At 69.9% G+C, this 25,553-nt stretch carries 28 protein-coding genes; 19 read left to right on the top strand and 9 right to left on the bottom strand.

Annotation, left to right across the window (positions count from 1 at the left end; genetic code table 11):
• The first annotated feature begins 24 nt into the window (after positions 1-24).
• The 17 genes from rpmE (at position 25) to DEJ46_RS12285 (ending at position 15,033) form a co-directional block, all read left to right on the top strand.
• A complete protein-coding gene (rpmE, locus tag DEJ46_RS12365) occupies positions 25-243 on the top strand; it encodes a 50S ribosomal protein L31 (RefSeq protein WP_030321069.1) in 219 nt (72 codons plus the stop codon).
• Positions 244-340: 97 nt separating this feature from the next.
• Positions 341-1,417, top strand: a complete 1,077-nt coding sequence (gene prfA, locus DEJ46_RS12360) for a peptide chain release factor 1 (protein WP_150266048.1) — start codon at positions 341-343, stop codon at positions 1,415-1,417.
• A gap of 46 nt (positions 1,418-1,463) precedes the next feature.
• Complete coding sequence (gene prmC, locus DEJ46_RS12355) at positions 1,464-2,309, top strand: peptide chain release factor N(5)-glutamine methyltransferase (RefSeq protein WP_150266046.1); 846 nt, start codon at positions 1,464-1,466, stop codon at positions 2,307-2,309.
• Positions 2,310-2,343: 34 nt separating this feature from the next.
• Positions 2,344-2,991 (top strand): L-threonylcarbamoyladenylate synthase, encoded by a 648-nt coding sequence (locus DEJ46_RS12350; protein WP_024761921.1) that lies wholly within the window; start codon positions 2,344-2,346, stop codon positions 2,989-2,991.
• The gene (locus DEJ46_RS12345; protein WP_150266044.1) at positions 2,988-3,635 is read left to right on the top strand and encodes a protein-tyrosine-phosphatase; all 648 of its coding nucleotides are present in this window, start codon (positions 2,988-2,990) and stop codon (positions 3,633-3,635) included. The genes DEJ46_RS12350 and DEJ46_RS12345 overlap by 4 nt, the downstream gene beginning before the upstream one ends.
• Positions 3,636-3,702: 67 nt before the next feature.
• Complete coding sequence (glyA, locus tag DEJ46_RS12340) at positions 3,703-4,950, top strand: serine hydroxymethyltransferase (RefSeq protein WP_150266042.1); 1,248 nt, start codon at positions 3,703-3,705, stop codon at positions 4,948-4,950.
• 107 nt (positions 4,951-5,057) lie between these two features.
• Positions 5,058-6,365 (top strand): MraY family glycosyltransferase, encoded by a 1,308-nt coding sequence (locus tag DEJ46_RS12335; RefSeq protein ID WP_150266040.1) that lies wholly within the window; start codon positions 5,058-5,060, stop codon positions 6,363-6,365.
• Between the two features lie 262 nt (positions 6,366-6,627).
• Entirely contained in the window at positions 6,628-7,041 is a 414-nt protein-coding gene (locus DEJ46_RS12330; protein ID WP_150266038.1) for a hypothetical protein, read from the top strand.
• Between the two features lie 222 nt (positions 7,042-7,263).
• Positions 7,264-8,073 carry a F0F1 ATP synthase subunit A gene (atpB, locus tag DEJ46_RS12325; protein ID WP_150266036.1) on the top strand — a complete coding sequence of 270 codons (810 nt, stop codon included), beginning with the start codon at positions 7,264-7,266 and terminating at the stop codon, positions 8,071-8,073.
• Between the two features lie 94 nt (positions 8,074-8,167).
• Entirely contained in the window at positions 8,168-8,434 is a 267-nt protein-coding gene (atpE, locus tag DEJ46_RS12320) for an ATP synthase F0 subunit C (RefSeq protein WP_055599282.1), read from the top strand.
• Positions 8,435-8,474: 40 nt separating this feature from the next.
• On the top strand, positions 8,475-9,020 hold the full coding sequence (locus DEJ46_RS12315; protein ID WP_150266034.1) for a F0F1 ATP synthase subunit B: 546 nt from the start codon (positions 8,475-8,477) through the stop codon (positions 9,018-9,020).
• Positions 9,017-9,832: a F0F1 ATP synthase subunit delta gene (locus DEJ46_RS12310; RefSeq protein ID WP_150266032.1), complete on the top strand. Its 816-nt coding sequence runs from the start codon at positions 9,017-9,019 to the stop codon at positions 9,830-9,832. Before DEJ46_RS12315 ends, DEJ46_RS12310 begins: the two co-directional genes overlap by 4 nt.
• Positions 9,833-9,976: 144 nt before the next feature.
• A complete protein-coding gene (atpA, locus tag DEJ46_RS12305; RefSeq protein WP_150266031.1) occupies positions 9,977-11,575 on the top strand; it encodes a F0F1 ATP synthase subunit alpha in 1,599 nt (532 codons plus the stop codon).
• A 20-nt stretch (positions 11,576-11,595) separates the two neighbouring features.
• Entirely contained in the window at positions 11,596-12,513 is a 918-nt protein-coding gene (locus tag DEJ46_RS12300; protein WP_150266029.1) for a F0F1 ATP synthase subunit gamma, read from the top strand.
• The gene (gene atpD, locus DEJ46_RS12295; protein WP_056644115.1) at positions 12,513-13,955 is read left to right on the top strand and encodes a F0F1 ATP synthase subunit beta; all 1,443 of its coding nucleotides are present in this window, start codon (positions 12,513-12,515) and stop codon (positions 13,953-13,955) included. Before DEJ46_RS12300 ends, atpD begins: the two co-directional genes overlap by 1 nt.
• A 111-nt stretch (positions 13,956-14,066) precedes the next feature.
• Positions 14,067-14,441, top strand: coding sequence for a F0F1 ATP synthase subunit epsilon (locus DEJ46_RS12290; RefSeq protein ID WP_024761909.1), 375 nt, complete (start codon positions 14,067-14,069; stop codon positions 14,439-14,441).
• 145 nt (positions 14,442-14,586) lie between these two features.
• Positions 14,587-15,033, top strand: a complete 447-nt coding sequence (locus DEJ46_RS12285) for a DUF2550 domain-containing protein (RefSeq protein WP_150266027.1) — start codon at positions 14,587-14,589, stop codon at positions 15,031-15,033.
• A 65-nt stretch (positions 15,034-15,098) separates the two neighbouring features.
• On the opposite strand, the gene DEJ46_RS12280 is transcribed toward DEJ46_RS12285, so the two are convergent.
• The 3 genes from DEJ46_RS12280 to DEJ46_RS12270 all read right to left on the bottom strand — a co-directional run bounded on the left by DEJ46_RS12280 (position 15,099) and on the right by DEJ46_RS12270 (position 18,941).
• The gene (locus DEJ46_RS12280) at positions 15,099-16,943 is read right to left on the bottom strand and encodes a glycosyl hydrolase family 18 protein (RefSeq protein WP_411757745.1); all 1,845 of its coding nucleotides are present in this window, start codon (positions 16,941-16,943) and stop codon (positions 15,099-15,101) included.
• A gap of 122 nt (positions 16,944-17,065) precedes the next feature.
• Entirely contained in the window at positions 17,066-17,719 is a 654-nt protein-coding gene (locus tag DEJ46_RS12275) for a response regulator (protein ID WP_150266025.1), read from the bottom strand.
• 25 nt (positions 17,720-17,744) lie between these two features.
• Positions 17,745-18,941: a sensor histidine kinase gene (locus DEJ46_RS12270; protein ID WP_150266023.1), complete on the bottom strand. Its 1,197-nt coding sequence runs from the start codon at positions 18,939-18,941 to the stop codon at positions 17,745-17,747.
• Positions 18,942-19,093: 152 nt separating this feature from the next.
• Here DEJ46_RS12270 and DEJ46_RS12265 point away from each other — a divergent pair, with 152 nt between their 5' ends.
• Entirely contained in the window at positions 19,094-19,798 is a 705-nt protein-coding gene (locus tag DEJ46_RS12265) for a hypothetical protein (protein ID WP_150266021.1), read from the top strand.
• Here DEJ46_RS12265 and DEJ46_RS12260 read toward each other — a convergent pair.
• The 3 genes from DEJ46_RS12260 to DEJ46_RS12250 are packed head-to-tail and all read right to left on the bottom strand — an operon-like array spanning position 19,715 to position 21,832.
• Positions 19,715-20,287 carry a cob(I)yrinic acid a,c-diamide adenosyltransferase gene (locus DEJ46_RS12260; protein WP_150266019.1) on the bottom strand — a complete coding sequence of 191 codons (573 nt, stop codon included), beginning with the start codon at positions 20,285-20,287 and terminating at the stop codon, positions 19,715-19,717. The two genes, DEJ46_RS12265 and DEJ46_RS12260, sit on opposite strands and share 84 nt — an antisense overlap.
• A 13-nt stretch (positions 20,288-20,300) precedes the next feature.
• Positions 20,301-21,050: an ABC transporter permease gene (locus DEJ46_RS12255; RefSeq protein WP_150266017.1), complete on the bottom strand. Its 750-nt coding sequence runs from the start codon at positions 21,048-21,050 to the stop codon at positions 20,301-20,303.
• A gap of 8 nt (positions 21,051-21,058) precedes the next feature.
• Entirely contained in the window at positions 21,059-21,832 is a 774-nt protein-coding gene (locus DEJ46_RS12250; protein WP_150266015.1) for an ABC transporter ATP-binding protein, read from the bottom strand.
• Between the two features lie 88 nt (positions 21,833-21,920).
• Between DEJ46_RS12250 and DEJ46_RS12245 the strand changes: the two genes are divergently transcribed.
• The gene (locus DEJ46_RS12245; RefSeq protein WP_150266012.1) at positions 21,921-22,559 is read left to right on the top strand and encodes a TetR/AcrR family transcriptional regulator; all 639 of its coding nucleotides are present in this window, start codon (positions 21,921-21,923) and stop codon (positions 22,557-22,559) included.
• Positions 22,560-22,636: 77 nt separating this feature from the next.
• Here the strand turns inward: DEJ46_RS12245 and DEJ46_RS12240 are convergent, their stop codons facing one another.
• Genes DEJ46_RS12240 through DEJ46_RS12230 form a run of 3 tightly spaced genes read right to left on the bottom strand, consistent with a single transcriptional unit; the run spans position 22,637 to position 25,439 of the window.
• The gene (locus tag DEJ46_RS12240; protein ID WP_150266010.1) at positions 22,637-23,785 is read right to left on the bottom strand and encodes a cysteine desulfurase family protein; all 1,149 of its coding nucleotides are present in this window, start codon (positions 23,783-23,785) and stop codon (positions 22,637-22,639) included.
• Positions 23,786-23,799: 14 nt separating this feature from the next.
• Positions 23,800-24,564, bottom strand: a complete 765-nt coding sequence (locus DEJ46_RS12235) for a hypothetical protein (RefSeq protein WP_150266009.1) — start codon at positions 24,562-24,564, stop codon at positions 23,800-23,802.
• On the bottom strand, positions 24,561-25,439 hold the full coding sequence (locus DEJ46_RS12230) for an EamA family transporter (protein WP_150266007.1): 879 nt from the start codon (positions 25,437-25,439) through the stop codon (positions 24,561-24,563). Before DEJ46_RS12230 ends, DEJ46_RS12235 begins: the two co-directional genes overlap by 4 nt.
• Positions 25,440-25,553: the final 114 nt, after the last annotated feature.

Below are 25,553 nucleotides of genomic sequence, written 5' to 3'. Positions count from 1 at the left end.
GCCCTCCCGAAACTAGGAGACACCTTGAAGCGCGAGATTCACCCCGAGTACGTCGAGACCCAGGTCAGCTGCACCTGCGGCGCGTCGTTCACCACTCGTAGCACGCTGACCGAGGGCACCATCCGTGCCGAGGTCTGCTCCGAGTGCCACCCGTTCTACACGGGCAAGCAGAAGATCCTCGACACCGGCGGCCGCGTGGCCCGCTTCGAGGCCCGCTTCGGCAAGGCCGGCTCCGCCAAGTAGCGAGCCCCTGCGCCGGTCCACGGTCGCCCCGCGCGGGTGGCCGGGACCGGCGCTTTGCCGTCCCCGTAGCAACTGACGAAAAACCCAGGAGCCCCCGATGTTCGAGGCGGTCGAGGAACTGGTCGGCGAGCACGCCGACCTGGAGACGAAGCTCGCAGACCCTTCGGTCCACGCCGACCAGGCGAACGCGCGCAAGCTGAACAAGCGCTACGCCGAGCTGACCCCGATCGTCGCCACCTACCGGGCCTGGAAGCAGACCGGTGACGACATCGAGACCGCCCGCGAGCTGGCACACGACGACCCGGAATTCGCCGCCGAGGTCAAGCAGCTGGAGAAGGACCGGGAGGGGCTCACCGAGAAGCTCCGCCTGCTCCTCGTCCCGCGCGACCCGAGCGACGACAAGGACGTCATCCTGGAGATCAAGGCGGGCGCGGGCGGCGACGAGTCCGCCCTCTTCGCCGGCGACCTGCTCCGCATGTACCTCCGGTACGCCGAGCGCGTCGGCTGGAAGACCGAGATCATCGACGCCACCGAGTCCGAGCTGGGCGGCTACAAGGACGTCCAGGTCGCCGTGAAGACCAAGGGCGGCAACGGCGCCACCGAGCCCGGCCAGGGCGTCTGGGCCCGCCTCAAGTACGAGGGCGGCGTCCACCGCGTGCAGCGCGTGCCCGCCACCGAGTCGCAGGGCCGCATCCACACCTCCGCCGCCGGCGTGCTCGTCACGCCCGAGGCCGAGGAGGTCGAGGTCGAGATCGTCGCCAACGACCTGCGCATCGACGTCTACCGCTCGTCGGGCCCCGGCGGCCAGTCGGTCAACACCACCGACTCCGCCGTCCGCATCACCCACCTGCCGACCGGCATCGTCGCCTCCTGCCAGAACGAGAAGAGCCAGCTCCAGAACAAGGAGCAGGCCATGCGCATCCTGCGCTCCCGGCTGCTCGCCGCCGCGCAGGAGGAGGCCGAGTCCAAGGCCGCCGACGCCCGCCGCAGCCAGGTGCGCACCGTCGACCGCTCCGAGAAGATCCGGACGTACAACTTCCCGGAGAACCGCATCTCGGACCACCGCGTCGGCTTCAAGGCGTACAACCTCGACCAGGTGCTCGACGGCGACCTGGACGCGATGATCCAGGCGTGCGTCGACGCCGACTCGGCCGCCAAGCTCGCCGCGGCCTGAGTGGCGTAAGTTCCGTAAGCCCCACCCCGCACCACGGAGGACCAGCGTGAACCTGCTGCTTGCCGAGGTGGCCCAGGCCACCCAGCGGCTGGCCGACGCCGGCGTTCCCTCACCGCGTTTCGACGCGGAGGAGCTCGCCGCGTTCGTGCACGGCGTCAAGCGGGGGGAGCTGCACAACGTCAAGGACGCGGACTTCGACGCCCGCTACTGGGAGACGATCGCCCGCCGCGAGGCCCGGGAACCGCTCCAGCACATCACCGGCCGGGCGTTCTTCCGCTACCTGGAGCTCCAGGTGGGGCCCGGCGTCTTCGTGCCCCGCCCCGAGACCGAGTCGGTCGTCGGCTGGGCCATAGACGCCGTGCGCGCGATGGACGTCGTCGAACCGCTCATCGTCGACCTCTGCACCGGCTCCGGGGCCATCGCCCTCGCCATGGCGCAGGAGGTCCCGCGCTCGCGCGTGCACGCGGTGGAGCTCTCCGACGACGCCCTCGTCTGGACCCGGAAGAACGCCGAGGGCTCCCGCGTCACCGTCCACCAGGGCGACGCGCTGACCGCCCTCCCGGAGCTGGACGGCCAGGTCGACCTGGTCATCTCCAACCCGCCGTACATCCCGCTCACCGAGTGGGAGTACGTCGCACCCGAGGCCCGCGACCACGACCCGGAGATGGCCCTCTTCTCCGGCGAGGACGGCCTCGACACCATCCGCGGCATCGAGCGCACCGCCCACCGGCTGCTGCGCCCCGGTGGCCTCGTCGTCATCGAGCACGCGGACACCCAGGGCGGACAGGTTCCGTGGATCTTCAACGAAGAGGCCGGCTGGGCCGACGCCGCCGACCACCCGGACCTGAACAACCGGCCGCGCTTCGCGACCGCCCGCAAGGCAATGCCATGACCAAGCACCATGCGAACGAGGAGGCCGGGAACTGATGGCACGGCGATACGACTGCAACGAGGCCACCGATCGTGTGACCGGTCTGCGTGAGGCCGCGTCCGCCGTCCGCCGGGGCGAGCTGGTCGTGCTGCCCACCGACACCGTGTACGGGATCGGGGCGGACGCCTTCAGCAGCGAGGCCGTCGCGGACCTGCTGGCCGCCAAGGGCCGGGGCCGCAACATGCCCACGCCCGTGCTCATCGGCTCCCCGAACACCCTCCACGGCCTGGTCACGGACTTCTCCGAGCACGCCTGGGAGCTCGTCGACGCCTTCTGGCCCGGTGCGCTGACCCTCGTCGCCAAGCACCAGCCCTCCCTCCAGTGGGACCTCGGCGACACCCGGGGCACCGTCGCCATCCGGATGCCGCTGCACCCGGTCGCGATCGAGCTGCTCACCGAGGTCGGCCCGATGGCCGTCTCCTCGGCCAACCTCACCGGCCACCCGTCGCCCGAGGACTGCGACGCGGCCCAGCAGATGCTCGGCGACTCCGTCTCCGTCTACCTCGACGGCGGCCCGACCCCCGGCATCGTCCCGTCCTCCATCGTCGACGTCACGGGCAAGGTGCCGGTGCTGCTGCGCGAGGGCGCGCTGTCCCCGGAGGAGCTCCGGAAGGTCGTACCCGACCTCGAGGTGGCACATTGACCGCCCCTGAGGGGCGTGGCATAGCGGGGTTCGACGACAGCAGCACCTTCCGCATCCTCCACGTCAGCACCGGCAACGTCTGCCGCTCGCCGATCACCGAGCGGCTGACCCGCCATGCCCTGTGCGACCGCCTCGGCGATCCGCTCGGCGGCGGCCTGATCGTGGAGAGCGCCGGCACCTGGGGCCACGAGGGCGCCCCCATGGAGGCCAACGCCGAACTGGTCCTCGCGGACTTCGGCGCGGACTACAGCGGTTTCGTGGGCCGCGAGCTCCTCGACGAGCACGTCATCCGCGCGGACCTCGTCCTCACGGCGACCCGCGACCACCGGGCGCAGGTCATCTCGATGGGCCACTCGGCGGGCCTGCGCACCTTCACCCTGAAGGAGTTCACCCGCCTGGTCCGCGCGATCGACCCCGCGACGCTCCCGGACCCGCGCGACGAAGGCATGGTCGAACGCGCCCGAGCCCTGGTCCGCGCTGCCGCGGCTCTACGCGGGTGGCTCCTCGCCCCCTCGGTGGACGCGGACGAGGTCAACGACCCGTACGGCGCCCCGATCACCTTCTTCCGCTCGATCGGCGACGAGATCAACCAGGCGCTGGATCCGGTGGTGACGGCCCTGACGGGCGTTGCGGCGCGCGACTGACGCCCGTACGGCAGGCGCGTCGGGAGCTCGGCGCGCGCCGTTCGGGGTGCGTGCCTACATTGGTGGCATGCCGGTCACCGCGCCCCCCGATGAGGATCTCGACGTCCTGCGCCGGCAGGACCCGGAGATCGCCGACGTGCTGCTCGGCGAGGTGCGGCGGCAGAGCGACAGTCTGCAGCTGATCGCGGCAGAGAACTTCGCCTCGCCCGCCGTCCTCGCCGCCCTCGGTTCCCCGCTCGCCAACAAGTACGCCGAGGGCTACCCCGGCGCCCGGCACCACGGCGGCTGCGAGTACGCCGACGCCGCCGAGCGGATCGCCGTGGAGCGGGCCACCGCGCTCTTCGGAGCCGACCACGCGAACGTCCAGGCGCACTCCGGCTCCTCGGCCGTCCTGGCGGCGTACGCGGCGCTTCTCAGGCCCGGTGACACGGTCCTGGCCATGGGCCTGGAGCACGGCGGGCACCTCACGCACGGATCGCCCGCCAACTTCTCCGGCCGCTGGTTCGACTTCGTCCCGTACGGGGTCGACGCCGAGACTGGTCTCGTCGACTACGAGCAGGTCGCCGCCCTCGCCCGGCACCACCGCCCCAAGGCGATCGTCTGCGGCTCCATCTCCTACCCCCGCCACCTCGACTACCGGATCTTCCGCGAGATCGCCGACGAGGTCGGCGCGTACCTGATCGCCGACGCGGCCCACCCCATCGGCCTCGTCGCCGGGGGAGCGGCCCCCAGCCCCGTCCCGTACGCCGATGTCGTCTGTGCCACCACCCACAAGGTCCTGCGCGGACCGCGCGGTGGCATGATCCTTTGCGGTGCCGACCTCGCGGGCCGGATCGACCGGGCGGTGTTCCCGTTCACCCAGGGCGGCGCCCAGATGCACACGATCGCGGCCAAGGCGGTGGCCTTCGGCGAGGCGTCCACTCCGGCGTTCGCCACGTACGCCCATCAGGTGGTGGAACACGCACGGGTGCTCGCCGCCGCGCTCGCCGCCGAGGGCTTCGCGCTCACGACCGGCGGCACCGACACCCACCTCATCACCGCGGACCCCGCGCCCCTCGGCGTCGACGGCCGCACGGCCCGGGCCCGGCTGGCCGCCGCCGGCGTGGTGCTCGACATCTGCGCCCTCCCGTACGGGGAGGGGCGCGGCATCCGGCTCGGCACGGCCGCCGTCACGACCCAGGGCATGGGCTCCCCGGAGATGGCGAGAATTGCCGCACTGTTCACCGCGGCGCTACGTGATGATCCCGCCGAGACCGCCCGCGTCAGGGCGGAAGTACGTGCTCTGACCGGCCGATTTCCCCCGTATGGACGCTGAGGAAGACCCGAGCGCAACCGTTCGGGTGGCCCGCGTGTCTCCAAGCACATGGACGGCACGGCTAGGGTGTGGGGCTGAGATGGCCAGCGATTCCTGTGGGGCAGCCCGTGCGTGATTACCTGCTGACGCTCTGTGTCACGGCCGCGGTGACCTATCTGCTCACCGGTCCGGTGCGGAAGTTCGCCATCGCGACCGGGGCGATGCCGGAGATCCGCGCCCGCGACGTACACCGAGAACCGACTCCGCGGCTCGGTGGCATCGCCATGTTCTTCGGGCTGTGCACAGGTCTGCTCGTCGCCGACCACCTGCAGAACCTGAGCAGTGTCTTCGAGCTGTCCAACGAGCCGCGCGCGCTGCTCTCCGGCGCCGCGCTGATCTGGCTGATCGGCGTCCTCGACGACAAGTTCGAGCTGGACGCGCTCATCAAGCTGGGCGCGCAGATGATCTCGGCGGGCGTGATGGTCGCGCAGGGTCTGACGATCCTGTGGCTGCCGATCCCCGGCGTCGGCGTGGTCTCCCTGACCCCGGGCCAGGGCACGCTCCTGACGGTCGCCCTGGTCGTCGTCACCATCAACGCCGTCAACTTCGTCGACGGTCTCGACGGCCTCGCCGCCGGCATGGTCTGCATCGCCGCCGCGGCCTTCTTCCTGTACGCCTACCGGCTCTGGTACGGCTACACGATCGAGGCCGCCGCCCCCGCGACGCTCTTCACCGCCATCCTCATGGGCATGTGCCTGGGCTTCCTGCCGCACAACATGCACCCGGCGCGGATCTTCATGGGCGACTCGGGCTCGATGCTGATCGGTCTGATCCTGGCCGCCTCGGCCATCTCGATCACCGGCCAGGTCGACCCGGACGCGCTGAAGATCTTCGAGGGCTCGACCCGCGAGGCCACCCACGCCGCCCTGCCCGTCTTCATCCCGCTGGTGCTGCCGCTCACGATCATCGCGATCCCGATGGCGGACCTGGTCCTCGCGATCGTGCGCCGTACGTGGAAGGGCCAGTCGCCCTTCGCGGCCGACCGCGGCCACCTGCACCACCGGCTCCTGGAGATCGGGCACTCGCACAGCCGCGCGGTGCTGATCATGTACTTCTGGTCGGCGCTGATCGCCTTCGGGACACTCGCGTACTCGGTCCACTCGGCGTCGATGTGGATCGTCCTCGGCATCACCGTGCTCAGCGCCATCGGTCTCGTCCTGCTCCTGCTGCCGCGCTTCACGCCGCGTGCGCCCCGCTGGGCGCAGGCCGTCGTCCCGCCGCGCTACCGCCGCCGCAAGCCGGCCCCCGTGGCCGAGGGTGTGGGCGCCGACCTGACAGAAGAGCGGGTTCCGGTGCCCGCGGGGCTCCACGGAGCCACCGCCATCGGCAACAGGGAGCGTTTCACCGATCGACGGAAGGCCGGAACGCCGAGTTGACGAAAGCCGCTTCGGTGGCCATTAGCAGACAACTCGCCCTCGTGTCATGCACACACGCGCGGACTAACTCTCATGTGTGACAGTTGGCACACCGTACGGGTAAAGAACTACTCAAATAGTTTGTGATACCGTTCACGAGACCCGGCGACAGTGCCGAAAGACCGTAGTGCGACGGTCTGTTGGCCCCGAGACCCACCTCGGACCGGGCTTACGCTCGTCCTTGACGACACCATCGCCCCCTTCAGCAAGCGGAGACACCGCCATGCCGTCCAACGACGCACGCATCCTTCTGCACACCGTCATCCCCACCGCTGCCGTCGGCGCGATCGCCACGGTCATCAGCGCTGTGGTCGCCGGTGGCAAGGGCGCGCTCGGCGCCGTCGTCGGCACCCTGGTCGTGCTCCTCTTCATGGGGATCGGGCAGGTCGTTCTGCAGCGGACGGCGAAGTCGTTCCCGCATCTGTTCCAGGCCATGGGGCTCATGCTCTACACGGCCCAGTTGCTGCTGCTCTTCATCTTCCTGGCTTTGCTCAAGGACACCGCGCTGTTCAACTTCAAAGCCTTCGCTTTCACGCTGCTCGCGGCGACCGTGGTGTGGGTTGCCGCACAGGCCCGTGCGTACATGAAGGCCAAGATCAACTACATCGACCCCGGAAACACGGGGTCGAAGTCGTGAAGGGTAGGGCCGGGATAAAGCCGCGTTCGGCTTCCTGCTATCGTCCGGTGCCAACTGCGGCACTGCGGGCGCGGGCATCCGAGACGCCTGTCCCAGCGCGAGGCTCGATGCCGAACCGCCGCCCCCTTATCCGTAAGACCAGTCCAGTGCCGACCCGCGGCTGCGTGCCGCGCCGACACAACGAGGTTGCCGTACCTATGCGCCACGCTGAAGGAGCCCGCGGTGAGTGCTGACCAGACGCTTGCCTTCGACCCGGATTGCCACATCTTCAGTGGATGTGGCTTCCCGGCGCCGGGCCTGCACACGTTCATGTACGAGCCCATCGCCACGGTGGGGGGCATCGAGTTCACCAAGCCGATGCTGCTCGCCATTCTCGGCTCCATCGTGGTCGTCGGGTTCTTCTGGGCCGCCTTCGCCAAGCCCAAGCTGATCCCCGGCAAGATGCAGATGGTCGGCGAGGCCGGTTACGACTTCGTGCGCCGCGGCATCGTCTACGAGATCATCGGCAAGAAGGACGGCGAGAAGTACGTCCCCTTCATGGTGTCGCTGTTCTTCTTCGTCTGGATCATGAACCTCTGGTCGATCATTCCGCTCGCCCAGTTCCCGGTCACCTCGCTGATCGCCTTCCCGGCCGGTCTCGCGCTGATCGTCTACGTCATGTGGATCTCGCTGACGTTCAAGAAGCACGGCTTCGTCGGCGGCTGGAAGAACATCGTCGGCTACGACAAGTCGCTCGGCGCGATCCTTCCGATGGTCGTCGTCCTCGAGTTCTTCTCGAACCTGCTGATCCGTCCCTTCACGCACGCGGTGCGACTGTTCGCGAACATGTTCGCCGGTCACCTGCTGATCGTGATGTTCTCGCTGGCCACCTGGTACCTCATGAACGGCCTGGGCTTCGTCTACGCCGGCGCCTCGTTCGTGATGGTCCTCGTGATGACCGCCTTCGAGCTCTTCATCCAGGCCGTCCAGGCGTACGTCTTCGTCCTCCTGGCCTGCAGCTACATCCAGGGCGCGCTCTCCGAGCACCACTGAGCCGATCCGTCCCGGATCGTAGCTTCACCCCCAATCCAACAGTCGTCCGGTGGCCAACCCCCACCGGGTCATTGAAAGAGAAGGAAGTAACGGCATGTCCGCTGCTCTCGAACTGGTCAACCTCGCCGCCCCCGGCGACTCCGCCAAGACCACCCTCGTCGGCAACGTCGCGTCCATCGGCTACGGCCTCGCCGCGATCGGCCCCGGCGTCGGCGTCGGCATCATCTTCGGTAACGGTACGCAGGCTCTCGCCCGCCAGCCCGAGGCTGCCGGCCTGATCCGCACCAACCAGATCATGGGCTTCGCCTTCTGTGAGGCGCTCGCCCTCATCGGCATCGTCATGGGCTTCGTCTACCAGTAAGCCGGACCGACAGCCCGATTCTTTTACGGAAGGCACTGATGTGAACGCGCTGCTTCTTGCGCAGGCGGAGGAGCCCCAGCCTCCTCTGATCCCGCATCTTGACGAGCTCGTCATCGGCCTGATCGCCTTCGTCATCGTCTTCGGCTTCCTCGCCAAGAAGCTCCTCCCGAACATCAACAAGGTTCTGGACGAGCGTCGCGAGGCCATCGAGGGCGGCATCGAGAAGGCCGAGTCGGCCCAGATCGAGGCTCAGAGTGTGCTGGAGCAGTACAAGGCCCAGCTCGCCGAGGCCCGCCACGAGGCCGCGCGTCTTCGCCAGGAGGCGACGGAGCAGGGCACCGCGATCATCCAGGAGATGAAGGCGGAAGGCCAGCGCCAGCGCGAGGAGATCATCGCGGCCGGCCACTCGCAGATCGAGGCCGACCGCAAGGCCGCGTCCGCGTCGCTGCGTCAGGACGTGGGCAAGCTCGCCACCGACCTGGCCGGCAAGCTGGTCGGCGAGTCCCTCGAGGACGTCGCCCGCCAGAGCCGGACGATCGACCGCTTCCTCGACGAGCTCGAGGAGAAGGCGGAGGCCGTCCGATGAACGGAGCGAGCCGCGAGGCACTGTCCGCCGCCCGTGAGTCCCTCGACGCGCTGACCGACAACACGTCGGTCGACGCGAAGAAGCTCTCGGACGAGCTGGCCGCCGTCACCGCGCTCCTCGACCGCGAGGTGTCGCTGCGCCGTGTCCTGACCGACCCCGCGCAGTCGGGCGAGGCCAAGGCCGAGCTCGCGCAGCGACTCCTGAGCGGTCAGGTGGGCGGCGAGACCGTCGACCTGGTCTCGGGCATGGTGCGCAACCGCTGGTCGTCTTCGCGCGACCTGGTCGACGCGGCCGAGGAGCTGGCGAACACCGCCGACCTCACCGCGGCGCAGAAGGCGGGCGCGCTCGACAGCGTCGAGGACGAGCTGTTCCGGTTCGGCCGGATCGTGTCCTCCAGCCACGAGCTCCGCTCGGCGCTGACGGACAAGGCCGCCACGGCCACCGCCAAGGGCGAGCTGCTCCGCAGCCTGCTCGGCGGCAAGGCCAACGCGACCACCGAGCGTCTGGTCGTCCGTCTGGTGACCCAGCCCCGGGGACGTAGCCTGGAAGCGGGACTCGAGTCCCTCTCCAAGCTCGCCGCGGCGCGCCGGAACCGGATGGTCGCCGTCGTCACCTCGGCGGTGCCGCTGTCCGACCAGCAGAAGCAGCGACTCGGTGCCGTACTGGCCAAGCTGTACGGCCGGGAGATGCACCTGAACCTGGACGTGGACCCGACGGTCCTCGGCGGGATCACCGTGCAGGTCGGCGACGAGGTCATCAACGGGACCATCGCGGAGCGCCTCGGCGAGGCGACCCGGCGACTGGCCGGCTGACGGCTGCAGCCACCACAGCAAAAAAGCATCACAGCATCACCAGCGGCCCGGTTGGGCCGTGCAGAGATTGCAGAAGATTCCTGGGGGTCGGCCCCCAGACCCCTTAAGAAACTTCGGGCCCAACAAGGAGAGCAGGGAACCCAGATGGCGGAGCTCACGATCCGGCCGGAGGAGATCCGGGACGCACTGGAGAACTTTGTCCAGTCGTACCAGCCGGACGCGGCCTCGCGCGAGGAGGTCGGCACGGTCAGCCTGGCCGGCGACGGCATCGCGAAGGTCGAGGGTCTTCCCTCGGCCATGGCGAACGAGCTGCTGAAGTTCGAGGACGGCACCCTCGGCCTCGCGCTGAACCTCGAAGAGCGCGAGATCGGTGCGATCGTCCTCGGCGAGTTCAGCGGCATCGAGGAGGGACAGTCGGTGCAGCGCACCGGCGAGGTCCTCTCCGTCGGTGTCGGTGAGGGCTACCTCGGCCGCGTTGTCGACCCGCTCGGCAACCCGATCGACGGTCTCGGCGAGATCGCGACCGAGGGCCGCCGCGCCCTCGAGCTGCAGGCCCCGGGCGTTATGGCCCGTAAGTCGGTGCACGAGCCGATGGAGACCGGCTACAAGGCCGTCGACGCCATGACGCCGGTCGGCCGTGGTCAGCGTCAGCTGATCATCGGTGACCGTCAGACCGGCAAGACCGCGCTGTGTGTCGACACGATCATCAACCAGCGCGACAACTGGCGCTCGGGCGACGTGAACAAGCAGGTTCGCTGCATCTACGTCGCCGTCGGCCAGAAGGGCTCGACCATCGCGTCCGTTCGCGGCGCCCTGGAAGAGGCCGGCGCGCTCGAGTACACGACGATCGTCGCCGCCCCGGCGTCCGACCCGGCCGGCTTCAAGTACCTGGCGCCGTACACCGGCTCCGCCATCGGTCAGCACTGGATGTACCAGGGCAAGCACGTCCTGATCGTCTTCGATGACCTGTCGAAGCAGGCCGACGCCTACCGCGCCGTGTCGCTGCTGCTGCGCCGCCCGCCGGGCCGTGAGGCCTACCCGGGTGACGTCTTCTACCTGCACTCGCGTCTGCTCGAGCGCTGCGCGAAGCTCTCGGACGAGCTCGGTGCCGGTTCGATGACGGGTCTCCCGATCGTCGAGACCAAGGCGAACGACGTGTCGGCGTTCATCCCGACCAACGTCATCTCCATCACCGACGGCCAGTGCTTCCTGGAGTCCGACCTGTTCAACGCCGGCCAGCGTCCGGCCCTGAACGTCGGTATCTCGGTCTCGCGTGTCGGTGGCTCCGCCCAGCACAAGGCGATGAAGCAGATCTCCGGCCGCCTCCGCGTGGACCTGGCCCAGTTCCGTGAGCTGGAGGCGTTCGCCGCCTTCGGTTCGGACCTGGACGCCGCCTCGAAGGCGCAGCTGGAGCGTGGACAGCGCATGGTCGAGCTGCTCAAGCAGGCTCAGTACCAGCCGATGCCCACCGAGAACCAGGTCGTCTCCGTCTGGGCCGGCACCACCGGCAAGATGGACGACGTCCCGGTCGTCGACATCCGTCGCTTCGAGGCCGAGCTCCTGGCGTACCTCCGCCAGAACCACTCGGGCCTCATGACCTCCATCCGTGAGGGCGGCAAGATGTCGGACGACACGCTGCAGTCCGTCGCCGACGCCATTGCGGAGTTCAAGAAGCAGTTCGAGACCTCTGACGGCAAGCTGCTGGGCGAGGACGCTCCGGCCGCCGTCAACGTCTCGAAGTGACGACGGAAGGGACCTGACTCATGGGAGCGCAGCTCCGGGTCTACAAGCGTCGCATCAAATCCGTCACCGCGACGAAGAAGATCACCAAGGCGATGGAGATGATCGCCGCCTCGCGTGTCGTCAAGGCGCAGCGCAAGGTGCAGGCGTCGACTCCGTACGCGACCGAGCTGACGCGCGCGGTCACGGCGGTGGCCACGGGTGCGAACGACAAGCACCCGCTGACCACCGAGGCGGAGAACCCCGTCCGCGCCGCGGTTCTGCTCCTCTCGAGCGACCGCGGTCTGGCCGGCGCGTTCAACTCCAACGCCATCAAGGCGGCGGAGAAGCTGACGGCGAAGCTGGAGAGCGAGGGCCGCGAGGTCACGATCTACGTCGTCGGCCGTCGTGGTATCGCGCACTACAACTTCCGTGAGCGGAAGCTGGCCGGCTCGTGGACCGGGTTCACGGACCAGCCGTCGTACGGCGACGCCAAGACGATCGCGGCACCGCTGATCGAGGCGATCGAGAAGGACACGGCCGAGGGTGGTGTGGACGAGCTCCACATCGTCTACACCGAGTTCGTCTCGATGATGACCCAGACGGCGGTCGAGGCCCGGCTGCTGCCCCTCAGCCTCGACGAGGTGGCGAAGGAGGCCGGCGACTCGGACACGCTCCGGCCGCTGTACGACTTCGAGCCGTCGGCGGAGGACGTCCTCGACGCCCTGCTGCCCCGGTACGTCGAGAGCCGTATCTACAACGCGCTGCTCCAGTCGGCTGCCTCCAAGCACGCCGCCACGCGCCGCGCGATGAAGTCGGCGACCGACAACGCGGGAGACTTGATCAACAACCTCTCCCGACTTGCCAACGCGGCCCGCCAGGCCGAAATCACCCAGGAAATCAGCGAGATCGTCGGTGGCACCGCAGCCCTGGCCGACGCGACCGCGGGGAGTGACAAGTAATGACGACCACTGTTGAGACGGCCGCCGCCACGGGCCGCGTCGCCCGGGTCATCGGCCCGGTCGTCGACGTGGAGTTCCCCGTCGACGCGATGCCGGAGATCTACAACGCGCTGAACGTCCAGGTTCCGGACCCGGCTGTCGAGGGTGCGACCAAGACGCTGACCCTCGAGGTCGCCCAGCACCTCGGTGACGGCGTCGTCCGCACCATCTCGATGCAGCCCACCGACGGTCTGGTCCGCCAGGCCCCGGTGACCGACACGGGCGCGGGCATCACCGTCCCGGTCGGTGACGTCACCAAGGGCCGTGTGTTCAACACGCTCGGTGAGGTGCTGAACGCCGACGCCTCCACCGTGGCCGACGCGCCGCGCTGGACGATCCACCGCAAGGCCCCGGCCTTCGACCAGCTCGAGTCCAAGACCGAGATGTTCGAGACCGGCCTGAAGGTCGTCGACCTTCTCACCCCGTACGTCAAGGGTGGAAAGATCGGTCTGTTCGGTGGTGCCGGTGTCGGCAAGACCGTTCTGATCCAGGAAATGATCGTCCGTGTGGCCAAGCTGCACGACGGTGTTTCGGTCTTCGCGGGCGTCGGCGAGCGCACCCGTGAGGGCAACGACCTCATGGTCGAGATGGAAGAAGCCGGCGTTCTGGACAAGACCGCGCTTGTCTTCGGCCAGATGGACGAGCCGCCGGGCACGCGTCTGCGCGTGGCCCTCGCCGGTCTGACCATGGCGGAGTACTTCCGCGATGTGCAGAAGCAGGATGTTCTCTTCTTCATCGACAACATCTTCCGCTTCACCCAGGCCGGTTCCGAGGTCTCCACGCTGCTCGGCCGTATGCCCTCCGCGGTGGGTTACCAGCCGAACCTGGCCGACGAGATGGGTCTCCTCCAGGAGCGCATCACGTCGACCCGTGGTCACTCGATCACCTCGATGCAGGCGATCTACGTCCCCGCGGACGACCTGACCGACCCGGCTCCGGCCACCACCTTCGCCCACCTCGACGCGACGACGGTTCTCTCCCGTCCGATCTCCGAGAAGGGCATCTACCCGGCCGTGGACCCGCTGGACTCCACGTCCCGGATCCTGGACCCGCGTTACATCGCGCAGGACCACTACGACGCCGCCACGCGCGTCAAGGGAATCCTGCAGAAGTACAAGGACCTCCAGGACATCATCGCGATTCTCGGTATCGACGAGCTGAGCGAGGAGGACAAGCTCGTTGTCCACCGCGCCCGCCGTGTCGAGCGCTTCCTGTCCCAGAACACCCACGCGGCGAAGCAGTTCACCGGTGTGGACGGTTCGGACGTTCCGCTCGACGAGTCGATCGCCGCGTTCAACGCGATCTGCGACGGTGAGTACGACCACTTCCCCGAGCAGGCCTTCTTCATGTGTGGTGGCATCGAGGACCTCAAGAAGAACGCCAAGGAGCTTGGCGTCTCCTGAGCCCCGTGCTCCCGAGGGGGGCGGGATCCTGTCCCGCCCCCCTCACCACGCCCATTAGAATTGACCCCAACACCCGGCACGACCGCCGGGTGGTGACCCGAGGAGCCACCCTTGGCTGCTGAGCTGCACGTCGAGCTGGTCGCCGCGGACCGGAGTGTCTGGTCCGGCGAGGCCACCCTGGTCATCGCGCGTACCACCTCCGGCGACATCGGCGTCATGCCCGGCCACCAGCCGCTGCTCGGTGTGCTGGAGTCGGGCCCGGTGACCATCCGTACGAGCGAGGGCGCGACTGTCGTCGCCGCCGTCCACGGCGGATTCATCTCCTTCGCCGACGACAAGCTGTCTCTGCTCGCGGAGATCTGCGAGCTGGCGGACGAGATCGACGCCCAGCGCGCCGAGCGCGCGCTGGAGCGTGCGAAGTCGGACTCCGACGCCGCCGCCGAGCGGCGCGCCGATGTCCGACTGCGCGCGGTAGCGGTCCGCTGACGGTCCGCGCCGAGTAGAAGTGCCCTCAGCCGCGGCACGGCTGGAATTGTCCAGACCGTGCCGCGGCTGAGGCGATGCAGATGCAGGTGTATTTCGGTTCGGTCGGCCCCGCCGGCTACGGGACGCAGCGAGGAGGTCGGTGAAGATGTTCCTCGCTCTGCTCGTGTGCGGCCTGGTCGTCGCACTGGTGGTGATCGGGCTCTTCGTCTTCGGCTTGCGCAGGAGGCTGATCCAGCGTGCCGGCGGCACCTTCGACTGCTCCCTGCACTGGAACGTCCCGGACGAGCCGGATCCGAGCGGCAAGGGCTGGGTGTACGGCGTCGCCCGCTACAGCGGTGACGAGATCGCCTGGTTCCGTGTCTTCTCGTACGCTCCCCGCCCGCGCCGGATCCTGGAGCGTTCGTCCATCGTGGCCCTGGAGCGGCGGATGCCCGAGGGCGAGGAGGAGCTCGCGCTCCTTTCCGACATGGTCATCCAGCCCTGTATGTACGAGGGCGTCCGCCTGGAGCTCGCGATGAGCGAGGACGCCCGCACCGGTTTCATGGCCTGGCTGGAGGCGGCGCCTCCCGGCCAGAGGGTGAACGTGGCGTAAGACGTGAAGAAGCGGGGGTCGGCGTGCTGCGCCGGCCCCCGCTTCGTCGTCCCCGGTCGTCGTGGTCAGTTCAGACCGGTGTTGATGGCGCCGACGAGCTCGCCGTTGGTCGTGTCACCGCTGAACTCCCAGAAGAACGCTCCGCCGAGGCCCTGGTTCTTGGCCCAGCTCATCTTCGAGTTCACGGTGGCGGGGGTGTCGTAGCTCCACCAGTTGGTGCCGCAGTGGGCGTACGCCGTGCCCGCGACGGTGCCGTTGGCCGGGCAGGAGGCCTTGAGGACCTTGTAGTCCTCGATGCCCTGCTCGTACGTGCCCTGCGCGGGGCCGGTCGCCGTGCCGCCGGGGGCGGACTGGGTGACGCCGGTCCAGCCGCGGCCGTAGAAGCCGATGCCGAGGAGGAGCTTGTTGGCGGGGATGCCCTTCGCCTTGAACTTGGCGATCGCCTCGGCGGAGTTGAAGCCCGCCTGCGGGATGCCGGCGTAGGAGGTGAGCGGGGAGTGCGGGGCCGTCGGGCCCTTCGCCGCCCAGGCGCCGAAGAAGTCGTACGTCATGACGTTGAACCAGTTCATGTACTGCGCGGCGCCCGCGTAGTCGGCGGCGTCGATCTTGCCGCCGGCGGAGGCGTCGGCCGTGACGGCCGCGGTGACCAGGTTGTTGGCACCGAACTTGGCGCGCATGGCCTGCATCATGTTCTTGAAGGAGGCCGCACCGCTGGTGTCGCAGGAGAGGCCGCAGGCGTTCGGGTACTCCCAGTCCAGGTCGATGCCGTCGAAGACGTCGGCCCAGCGCGGGTCCTCGACCAGGTCGTAGCAGGACTGGGCGAAGGCGGCCGGGTTCTGGACGGCCTGGCCGAAGCCGCCGGACCAGGTCCAGCCGCCGAAGGACCAGAGGATCTTGATGTTCGGGTAGGCCTTCTTCAGCTTGCGCAGCTGGTTGAAGTTGCCGCGCAGCGGCTGGTCCCAGGTGTCGGCGACGCCGTCCACGGACTGGTCGGCGGTGTAGGCCTTGTCGTAGTCGGCGTAGGCGTCACCGATGGTGCACTTGCCGCCCGTGACGTTGCCGAACGCGTAGTTGATGTGGGTGATCTTGGACGCGGAGCCCGAGGTCACGATGTTCTTCACGTGGTAATTGCGGCCGTAGACGCCCCAGTTCGTGAAGTAGCCCATCTTCACCACGTTCGGGGGCGGGGTGCCGTCCCCGCCGGTGGTGCGGACGGGGACCGGGCCGGCGGCCGGGCCGGTCTGGTCGATGGTGTCGCGGGCGACGACCGTGTAGCTGTAGTCGGTGCCGGCGGTCAGGCCCTGGTCGGTGTGGGTGAGGCCGGTGACCGTGGCGACCTTCGTGCCGTCGCGCAGGACGTCGTAGTTCTTGATGCCCTTGTCGTCGTTCGCGGCGGTCCAGGTCAGCTTCACCGAGGTGTCGGTGATGTTGGAGGCGACCGGGGTGCCGGGGGCGGAGGGGGCGTTGTCGCCCGGCTGGGAGGTGCCGTCGCAGGCGGCGCCGTTGATCTTGCAGCCGGTGGGAGCGCCGGGGCCGGATCCGTTGTAGCCGAAGGAGACGGAGGCGCCGGGTGCGAGGGTCCCGTTCCAGCCGACGTTCTTGGCGGTCCAGTGGGTGCCGGAGCTGGTGACGGTGGCGTCCCAGGCGGAGGTGACGGCGGTGCCGGCGGGGTAGTCCCACTCGACGGTCCAGGAGGTGATGGTGGTGGTGCCGGTGTTCTTGACGGTCCAGTTGGCGCCGAAGCCGGTGCCCCAGTCGGACGTCTTGGTGTAGGTCGCCGTGGCCGAGGTGGCCGCTTCGGCGGGGCTCGCGAGGCCGACCATGGCGGCCAGCGGCAGGATCAGGGCGGTCAGGCCGGCGGCGGCCCGATGTCTGAACCCTGTTCTGCGCGTCGGTGCTTGAGTGCTCAACGGTGCTCCTCAAGTTGCGGACGGACAAGGTGGGGGTGGTCCGTGAAGATGCGCGCGCCCCGCGAGCGTAGGAAGGTCTGGACCAATCGTCAAGAGGTCCAGACCAACGTCGCCGAGTTCGTCTAGACGCCCAACTCCTGTGCCAGGACCGCCGCTTGGACCCTGCTGCGCAGCGCCAGCTTGCTCAGCACCTTGCTGACGTGCGTCTTCACCGTCGCCTCCGCCATGTCGAGGCGTACCGCGATCTCGGCGTTCGACAGCCCGCCGCCCAGCGCCGACAGCACCTCCCGCTCCCGGGGCGTCAGGGCGTCGAGCACCGCCGGGTCCGCCTTGGCCGACGGCCGCGCCGGGCGGCCCGTCGTGGCGAACTCGGCGATCAGCCGCCGGGTCACCGCCGGGGCGATGAGTCCCTCGCCGCGCGCCACCGTCCGCACCGCCTCGATCAGCTCCCGCGCCTCCGCGCTCTTCAGCAGGAAGCCCGAGGCGCCCGCGCGCAGCGCGCCGAACACGTACTCGTCGAGATCGAAGGTGGTCAGGACGAGGACGTCCGCGAGCCCCTCCGAGACGACGATCCCGGTCGCCGTCACCCCGTCCATCCGCGGCATCTGCACATCCATCAGGACCAGGTCCGGGCGCAGCTCGCGGGCCAGCTCCACCGCCCGCTCCCCGTCCGCGGCCTCCCCGATCACCTCGATGTCCGGGGCGCTGCCCAGGATCAGGACGAGTCCCGCCCGTACCGCGCTCTGGTCCTCGGCGACCAGCACCCGCACCGTCATGTCCGCTCCCCGCCCGTCCGTACCGTCATGTCCGCTCCTCGTCGCTCGCGCCCACGGGCAGTTCCGCCCGGACCCGCCAGGTCTTCCGTCCGCCGTCGTCCGATACCGGGCCCGCCTCGATGACGCCGTCGAGCAGGGCCACCCGCTCCCGCATCCCCACCAGGCCCGCCCCCGAACCGGGCGCGGTCGGTCCGGAGCGCTCGCCGTACGGGCTCGTCACCTCGATCCACAGCGCGCCCGGATCCTGGCCCAGGGTCACCCGCACCTTTCCGGGCGCCGCGTGCTTGAGCGCGTTCGTCAGGGACTCCTGCACGATCCGGTACGCGGCCAGCTCCACCGGCGCAGGGAGGGCCGTCGGGCTCTGCCGCGTGTCGTCGAGGACGAGGGCGAGGCCGCTCGGCTCGGCGTTGGCCGCGGACTGGGCCACCAGCGCGTCCAGACCGGCGAGCGTGGGCGCGGCGGCGGGCTCCGTGTCCCCGCCGCTGTCCCGCAGCAGGCCGATGAGCCGCCGCATCTCGGCCAGACCCGCGACGCTGTTCTCCCGGATCACGGTCAGCGCCTGCCGGGTCGTGGCCGGCTCGTCGAGCGAGAGCGCGGCCGTGGAGTGGATCGCGATGGCGGAGAGGTGGTTCGCCACCATGTCGTGCAGCTCGCGTGCCATCCGGGACCGCTCGGCCACCACGGCCTGCGTCCGGTCCATCTCGGCGAGCAGCGCGGTCTGCTCGGCGCGCAGCCGGGCCGCCTCCGCGGCCTCCCGGTGGTTGCGCACGATGGAGCCCGTCACCGCGGGCATGAAGGAGATCATGCCCGTGATGACCCCGATGAGCAGGGCGACCGCGTTCTGCCACCAGACGAGGAAGCCGACCGTCACGGCGACCGTGATCAGCCCGGTGCTGTACGGGACGCGGCGGGCGACGGCGGGCGAGCCGTACACGACGGCCGCGTAGACGATGTCCGTGAACATCAGGACCGTCACCAGGTTCCCGTTGGTGAACTGGTCCGCGACCAGCGCGAGGGTCCCGACGATCAGTGCCGTCTGCGGCAGGGTCCGCCGCAGCGCCTCCATCGAGGCCATCACCGTGAGCGGCACCAGTGCCGCCCACCGCTGGTCGAGGATGCGGTCGCCCGTCGTGTACAGCCCGAAGGACCAGAGGAGCACGCCGCAGGCGAACCCCGAGAGGGCGATGAACAGGTCGAGGCGGTGCGGGCGGGGGAGTGTCACGTACTCATCCAACACGCCCCTGCCGGCCCCGGCCTCCTCGTCCGGGCCGATCCGTCCCTCCGTCGAAGGATGTAGGCGTACTTCGTCACCGACGACGACGAACGCGGCCGGATCCCACGGGACGCTGAAGGGGAACGGAAAGGGGAACCGTCGTGATCGTCACGCTGATCGTCGTCTGCGAGGTCGGGTTCTGGGTCCTGCTCGCCGCCGGACTCGGTGCCCGCTATGTGCTGCGGATGCCCAGACTGGGCATGGCCCTGCTGCTGTGCGAGCCGCTCCTGGAGATCCTGCTTCTCGTCGTCACCGCGATGGACCTCAAGAACGGCGCGGAACCGGCCTGGCGGCACAGCCTCGCCGCCCTCTACATCGGCTACACCGTGGGCCACGGCCACCGCACGGTGAAGTGGCTCGACGGCCACGCCGCCCACCGGTTCGGCGGCGGCCCGCCCCCCGTGAAGGCGCCGAAGTACGGCATGGCGCGCGCCCACCACGAGGGGCGGATCTGGCTCGGCTCGGTGGTGATGGCCTCCGTGGCGACCGGCCTCCTGCTCGCCGCGATCTGGTACGTCGGCGGCGACGGCGACACCTCGAAGCTGGAGGCCTCGGTCGGCGGCATCTGGCGGCTGGTCGGCATCCACGGCCTGATCGCGCTCACCTACGCGATCTGGCCGAGGAAGGCACCGGAGGGCGAGGCTCCCGCCGAGGGCGGCGAACCGGCCCGCAAGGACGGATCGGCGGCCCGCAAGGACGGACCGGCGGGCCGGAAGGACGGATCAGCGGTCGCCGCCCGGGACCCAGAGCACGTCCCCGACCTCCTTGTTCGCCGTCCGGGCCAGGATGAAGAGCAGATCCGATAGCCGGTTGAGGTACGTGGCGGTCAGGGCGTTCATCGTCTCGCCGTGCACCTCCAGGGCCGCCCACGTGGAGCGCTCCGCCCGACGGACCACCGTGCACGCCTGGTGCAGCAGAGCCGCACCGGGCGTGCCGCCCGGCAGGATGAAGGAGCGCAGCTTCTCCAGTTCCTCCAGAAAGCGGTCGCAGTCGGCCTCCAGCTTGTCGACGTACGCCTGCTCGACGCGCAGCGGCGGGTACTTCGGGTCCTCGACCACGGGCGTGCAGAGGTCGGCGCCCACGTCGAACAGGTCGTTCTGGATGCGGACGAGGACCTTCACGACCTCCTCGTCCAGCTGCCCGAGCGCGATGGCCGTGCCGATGGCGGCGTTGGCCTCGTTGGCGTCGGCGTAGGCCGAGATCCGCAGATCCGTCTTGGCGGTCCGGCTCATGTCACCGAGGGCCGTGGTGCCCTGGTCGCCGGTACGGGTGTAGATGCGCGTCAGATTGACCATGGGCCCAGCCTAGTTAGGCACCGGCGCTTCGGAACGTCCGTGTGCCGACCGTCACGGCGAGCGCCGTCAGTCCGAGGGCGACGAGCACCCCGTACAGCATGGCCGGTGTCGTGTAGTGGCCGATGTACGCCTCCCGGACCGCGTCCACCAGATAGCGGAACGGCGTGAGGCGCGAGAGCACGTCCAGCCAGCCGGGGGCGAGGGCCATCGGCAGCATCAGGCCCGACAGCAGCATCGCCGGCATCGCGAGCGTGTTGATCGCGGGGCCGAACTCCTGCGGGCTCGGCAGCTTCAGCGCCAGCGCGTACGAGAGCGAGGCGAGCGCCGCCGAGAGCAGGGCGACGAAGCCGAAGCCGGCCAGGATCCCGGCGAGCGGGGCCCGCAGTCCCATCGGGACGGCCACGACGACGAGCAGCACCGCCTGGAAGACGAAGAGCGCGGCGTCGCGCAGGACCCGTCCGAGCAGCAGGGCCAGCCGGCTCACGGGCGTGACCCGCATCCGGTCGAACACGCCCCAGCTCTTCTCCATGATGATCGAGAATCCGGCGAACGAGGCTCCGAAGAGGCCGAGTTGGAGCAGCAGGCCGGGAACGAGGATCTGCCAGGAGTCGCCCTCCCGGCCCAGCGGGAGACCGGTCAGCAGGGGGCCGAAGAAGAAGAGGTAGAGCAGCGGCATCAGGGCGCCGAAGAAGATCTGGAACGGGGAGCGCAGGGTCTGGCGGGCGTAACGCCCGAAGAGCAGCGCGGTGTCGTGGAGAAGCATCAGGGGTCCTAGACGGCTACGGGGGTGGTGTCGACGGGGGCGGGGCCGCGCCCGGTGATGGCGAGGAAGGCGTCCTGGAGGGTGGCGGCGCCGTGGGCGGCCTTGAGGGCGGCGGGGCTTCCCTCGGCGACGACCGTGCCCTTGTCCACGATCACGATGCGGTCGGCGAGGGCGTCGGCCTCGTCCAGGTAGTGGGTGGTGAGGACGACGGTCGTGCCGTGCTCGTCGCGCAGCCGCCGCACCAGGGCCCACAGGTCCGTGCGGCTGGCGGGGTCGAGGCCGGTCGTCGGTTCGTCGAGGAAGAGGATCTCCGGCCGGTGGGTGAGACCCATCGCGAGGTCGAGGCGGCGGCGCTGGCCGCCGGAGAGCGCCGGGGTCGGCCGATCGAGGAGTTCGGTGAGGTCGAGGTCGACCGCGAGCTCCTCGGCGCGCGCGGACGCGCGGGTCCGGTCGAGGCCGTAGAGCCTGCCCTGGAGGACGAGCTCGGAGCGGGCCGTCTCCTGGGGGTCGAGGCCGCCGGACTGAGCGACGTACCCGATGCGGCGGCGTACGGCCGCGGGGTCCTTGACGAGGTCGTGGCCGGCGACGGTGGCGACGCCGGCGGTGGGCGGGAGCAGGGTCGTGAGCATGCGCAGGGTGGTCGTCTTGCCGGCGCCGTTGGGTCCGAGGAGTCCGAGGATCTCGCCTGGCCTGACGGTCAGGTCGATCCCGCGGACGGCCTCCACGGGCCCGTGCTTGCCGGTGAAGGTCCGGGCGAGCCCGGCCGTGCTGATGATGGGCATGACGACCACAAAAACAGAGTCACTGAAATTTTGCAATGCCACCAAGTTTTCGCATGGTCCAAAATTTCAGGGAGCCTAGGATGTGGGCATGGCCGAGGGACTCAGGGAACGCAAGAAGCGCGAGACGAAGCAGCGGATCTCGGACATCGCGACCGGGCTCTTCCTGGAGCACGGCTTCGTGACCGTGACCGTCGCCGACGTCGCCGAGGCGGCGGACGTCTCCGTCAACACCGTCTACAACTACTTCCCGGCCAAGGAGGACCTCTTCCTCGACCGGATGGACGGCGTCACCCAGCGCCTCGCCCGGATGATCCGCGGCCGCGACCGGGGCGAGTCCGCCGCCGCGGCGGTCCTGCGCGCGCTGCGCCAGGACATCGGCGCCGTCTCGCCCGCGTACGGACTCATGGACGGCTTCGACGCCTTCATGAACGTCATCGAGCACGCCCCCACCCTCAAGGCCCGGCTCTTCCACGTGCAGCAGCAGGTCCACGACGCCGTCGTCGCCACCCTGCGCGAGGAGACCGGGGCCGCGGACGACGACCCGCTGCCGCTGCTCGTCGGCGGCCAGCTCGCCTGGATCGAGAGCACGGTCGTCGCCTACATCACCCGCGAGATGACCGCGGGGCGCAAGGCGACGACCGTCTCCCGTGAGGCCCTCGTCCTCCTCGACGAGATCGAGGAACTGCTCGGCGAGAAGGTCCTGACGTACGCGGTGCGCGAGGGCTGAGCGAGACGTCCAGGGGCCCGGCCCGCCGGAACGGGCCCCTGGGAGCCGCCTTTCCGGTCAGGCCGGACTCACGGCGGTCAGGCGACCCGGACCGCCCGGCTCGACACGCCGGCCGCCAGCGCGTGGGCCGCGCGGACGACGTCCTCCTCGGTGGTGAAGCGGCCGAGGGCCACCCGGATGCTGCCCCGGATCCGCTCCGGCGACAGACCGGTCGCCGTGAGGACGTGCGAGGGCTCCTGCGCCGCACTGTTGCAGGCCGAGCCCGTCGACACGGCGATGTCCGTGACCTCCAGGAGCAGTTGCTGGGCGTCCGCGCCCTCGAAGGACAGGTTCACCGCGTGCGGCAGGAACCCCGGGCCCGTGCCGCTGTTCAGCTCGTACGGGACCAGCTCGGCGAGCGTGGACAGGAACCGCTCCCGCAGGCCGGCCAGCCGGGCGGACTCCTCCTCGCGGCACGCCGTGAGCACACCGACGGCCGCGCCGAGACCGATGACGGCGGTCGTGTTGACGGTGCCCGCGCGCAGCCCGCGCTCCTGGCCGCCCCCGTGCAGGAGAGGCGCCAACGGGGCGCGGTCCGACAGGTCGTTGGAGACGTACAGCGCGCCCACGCCCTTAGGCCCGTAGATCTTGTGCCCCGAGAAGGTGAGGAGGTCGACCCCGAGCGCCCGGACGTCGACGGGCAGCGAGCCCACGCCCTGCGTCGCGTCGCAGTGCAGGGGCACACCGGCGGCCCGCGTGACCGCGCCGATCTCCGCCACCGGCTGGACGGTGGAGATCTCGTTGTTCGCCAGCATCACGGAGACCAGCGCGGTGTCCGGCCGGAGCGCCGCCGCCACCTGGCGCGCGGAGACCCGGCCCTCGGCGTCGACGGGCAGCACGGTCACCTCGTGCCCCGCGGTTCTCAGGGAACGGCAGCTGTCGAGGACGGACTTGTGCTCCACCGCCGTGGTCACCACATGGCGCCGCCCGCCGGGCGTGACGACCCCCTTGATCGCGAGGTTGTTGCCCTCCGTCGCGCCCGACGTGAAGCAGATCTCGCTGCGGGCGGCCCCGATGAGCCGGGCGACGGCCCCGCGCACCCGCTCGATCTCGCGGAAGGCGCGGATCCCGGCGGCGTGCGGGCTGGCCGGATTGGCGTAGCAGTGGGTGGCGGCGAAGGTCATCGCCTCGACGACCGCCGGGTCGGGCGGAGTCGTGGCCTGGTGGTCGAGATAGATCGTGGCCATGCCAGTACTCCCTGTCAGAAGTCGTACGCGGTGTAGGGCAGGGCGATCGGATCGGCGCAGGCCGCGTCGGCGAAGACGAGCACGATCTCCTCGTCGGGGCCCGCCTGCGTACGGAGGTAGATCTCGGCGCCCTTCGTCACCTTGTCCCGGTCGGCGAGCGAGTTGATGTCGATCACATGGCGGTGGGCGCAGTCGGGGAAGGCGGCCCGCAGACGGGCGAAGTAGCGAGCGAAGTACTCGGCGACGATCAGCGGACAGCGCGGGACGACGTGGTCGTCCTTGACGACCCCGGCGAGCACCTTCTCGTACTGGCGGGAACGGAAGAGGATCTCGTCCCCGTCGCGGACGAACAGCGGGTGCTCCGCCGGTTCGCGCAGCCTGCGCTTCATGGCGCGTGCGGCGCGATTGCGCAGGGTGCGCTCGCGGGTGACGGTGAGGGAGGTCCCCGCGGCGGTGGCCATGGCGGTGAGCGGGGTGACGTCGGTCGTGGCGGGTCCGGCGGCCGGCAGCGTACAGACGTCGTCGGAACAGGACATGCCGAGGTCGTTGACGATCACGTCGTACAGGACCTTGTTGCCCCGGTGCAGACGGCGGGCGGCGGCTCCGGTCTCCAGCGCCAGGGTCAGGGAGCTCAGCGAGAACTCCCCGATGCCGGCGGTCGATTCGAAGTAGCCGCCCGCGACGAGTAACGCCGAGCGGGTCGAGGTACTGACGGTTTCCAGGAGGGGCGCGACCCGTGGCGGGACGGCGGGCTTCCGTGAGGTGGTGAGGGTGGTCATCTGTGCATTCCGTTCTTCCGTGAACGTGAAGGGGTTCGATCGGTTGGTGCGGGGGTGTCCTCGGGTGAGGTCGCCGCGGGTGCGGTCGACCGGCGGGCCGTGCCGAAGGCGGCGGCCACCACGCAGAGCACGGCGGCCCATTGGGCGGGGGAGAGCCGCTCGCCGAGGAGGGCGAGGCCCACGAGGGCCGCGATGACCGGCTCCACCGTGGCCAGCACGGCGAAGACCCGGGGCGGCATCCGCTGCAGCGCGGCGAACTCCAGCGAGAAGGGGACGACGGTCGTCAGGACCGCCACCGCCAGCGCGGCCCCGAGCACCTCCGGTTCGAGCAGGACGCCCGGTGAGGGCAGCCCGAGCACGGGGGCGGTGGGCAGCGCGAGGACGGCGGCCACGGTCATGCCGAGCGCCAGACCGGAGCCGCCGGGCACGGCGCGGCCCACCCGGGCGCCGAGCAGGATGTAGCCGGTCAGCGCCGCGCCGGTGAGCAGGCTCGCGGCGAGGCCGACCGGATCGTCCATGCCCCGCGTCCCGCCGAGGACGAGCAGCCCGACGGCCGCGACGACCACCCAGAACCGGTCGCGCGCGCGCCGCGCGGTGAGTGCGGCGAGCAGCAACGGCCCGCTGAACTCGAGCGTCACGACCACGCCGAGCGGCAGCCGGGAGGTCGCCTCGTAGAAGGCGAACTGCATCACGGTGAAGACGGTGCCGTAGGGGAGCAGCAGCCGCCAGTGGGCCTTGAGCAGCCGCGGTGCGGGCCGGGACAGCAGGCAGAGCAGGGCGGCCGCGATGAGCAGGCGCAACAAGGTCGCGCCGGCCGGGCCGATTGCCTCGAAAAGGCGTTTCGCGAAGGCGGACCCGAACTGCAGACTGACCATGCCGGTCAGGAGCAGCAGGGGTGCGGGGACGGTTCCGGGAGCGTACGGACGGATGACGGCACCTCCTCTCCAGGCCTCGGCTCCGGGCCTCGGCTCCGGGCCTCGGTTCCGGGC

This window comes from Streptomyces venezuelae (genome assembly GCF_008642375.1).
Taxonomy (GTDB): domain Bacteria; phylum Actinomycetota; class Actinomycetes; order Streptomycetales; family Streptomycetaceae; genus Streptomyces; species Streptomyces venezuelae_G.
This window is presented reverse-complemented; position numbering and strand designations above follow the sequence as displayed.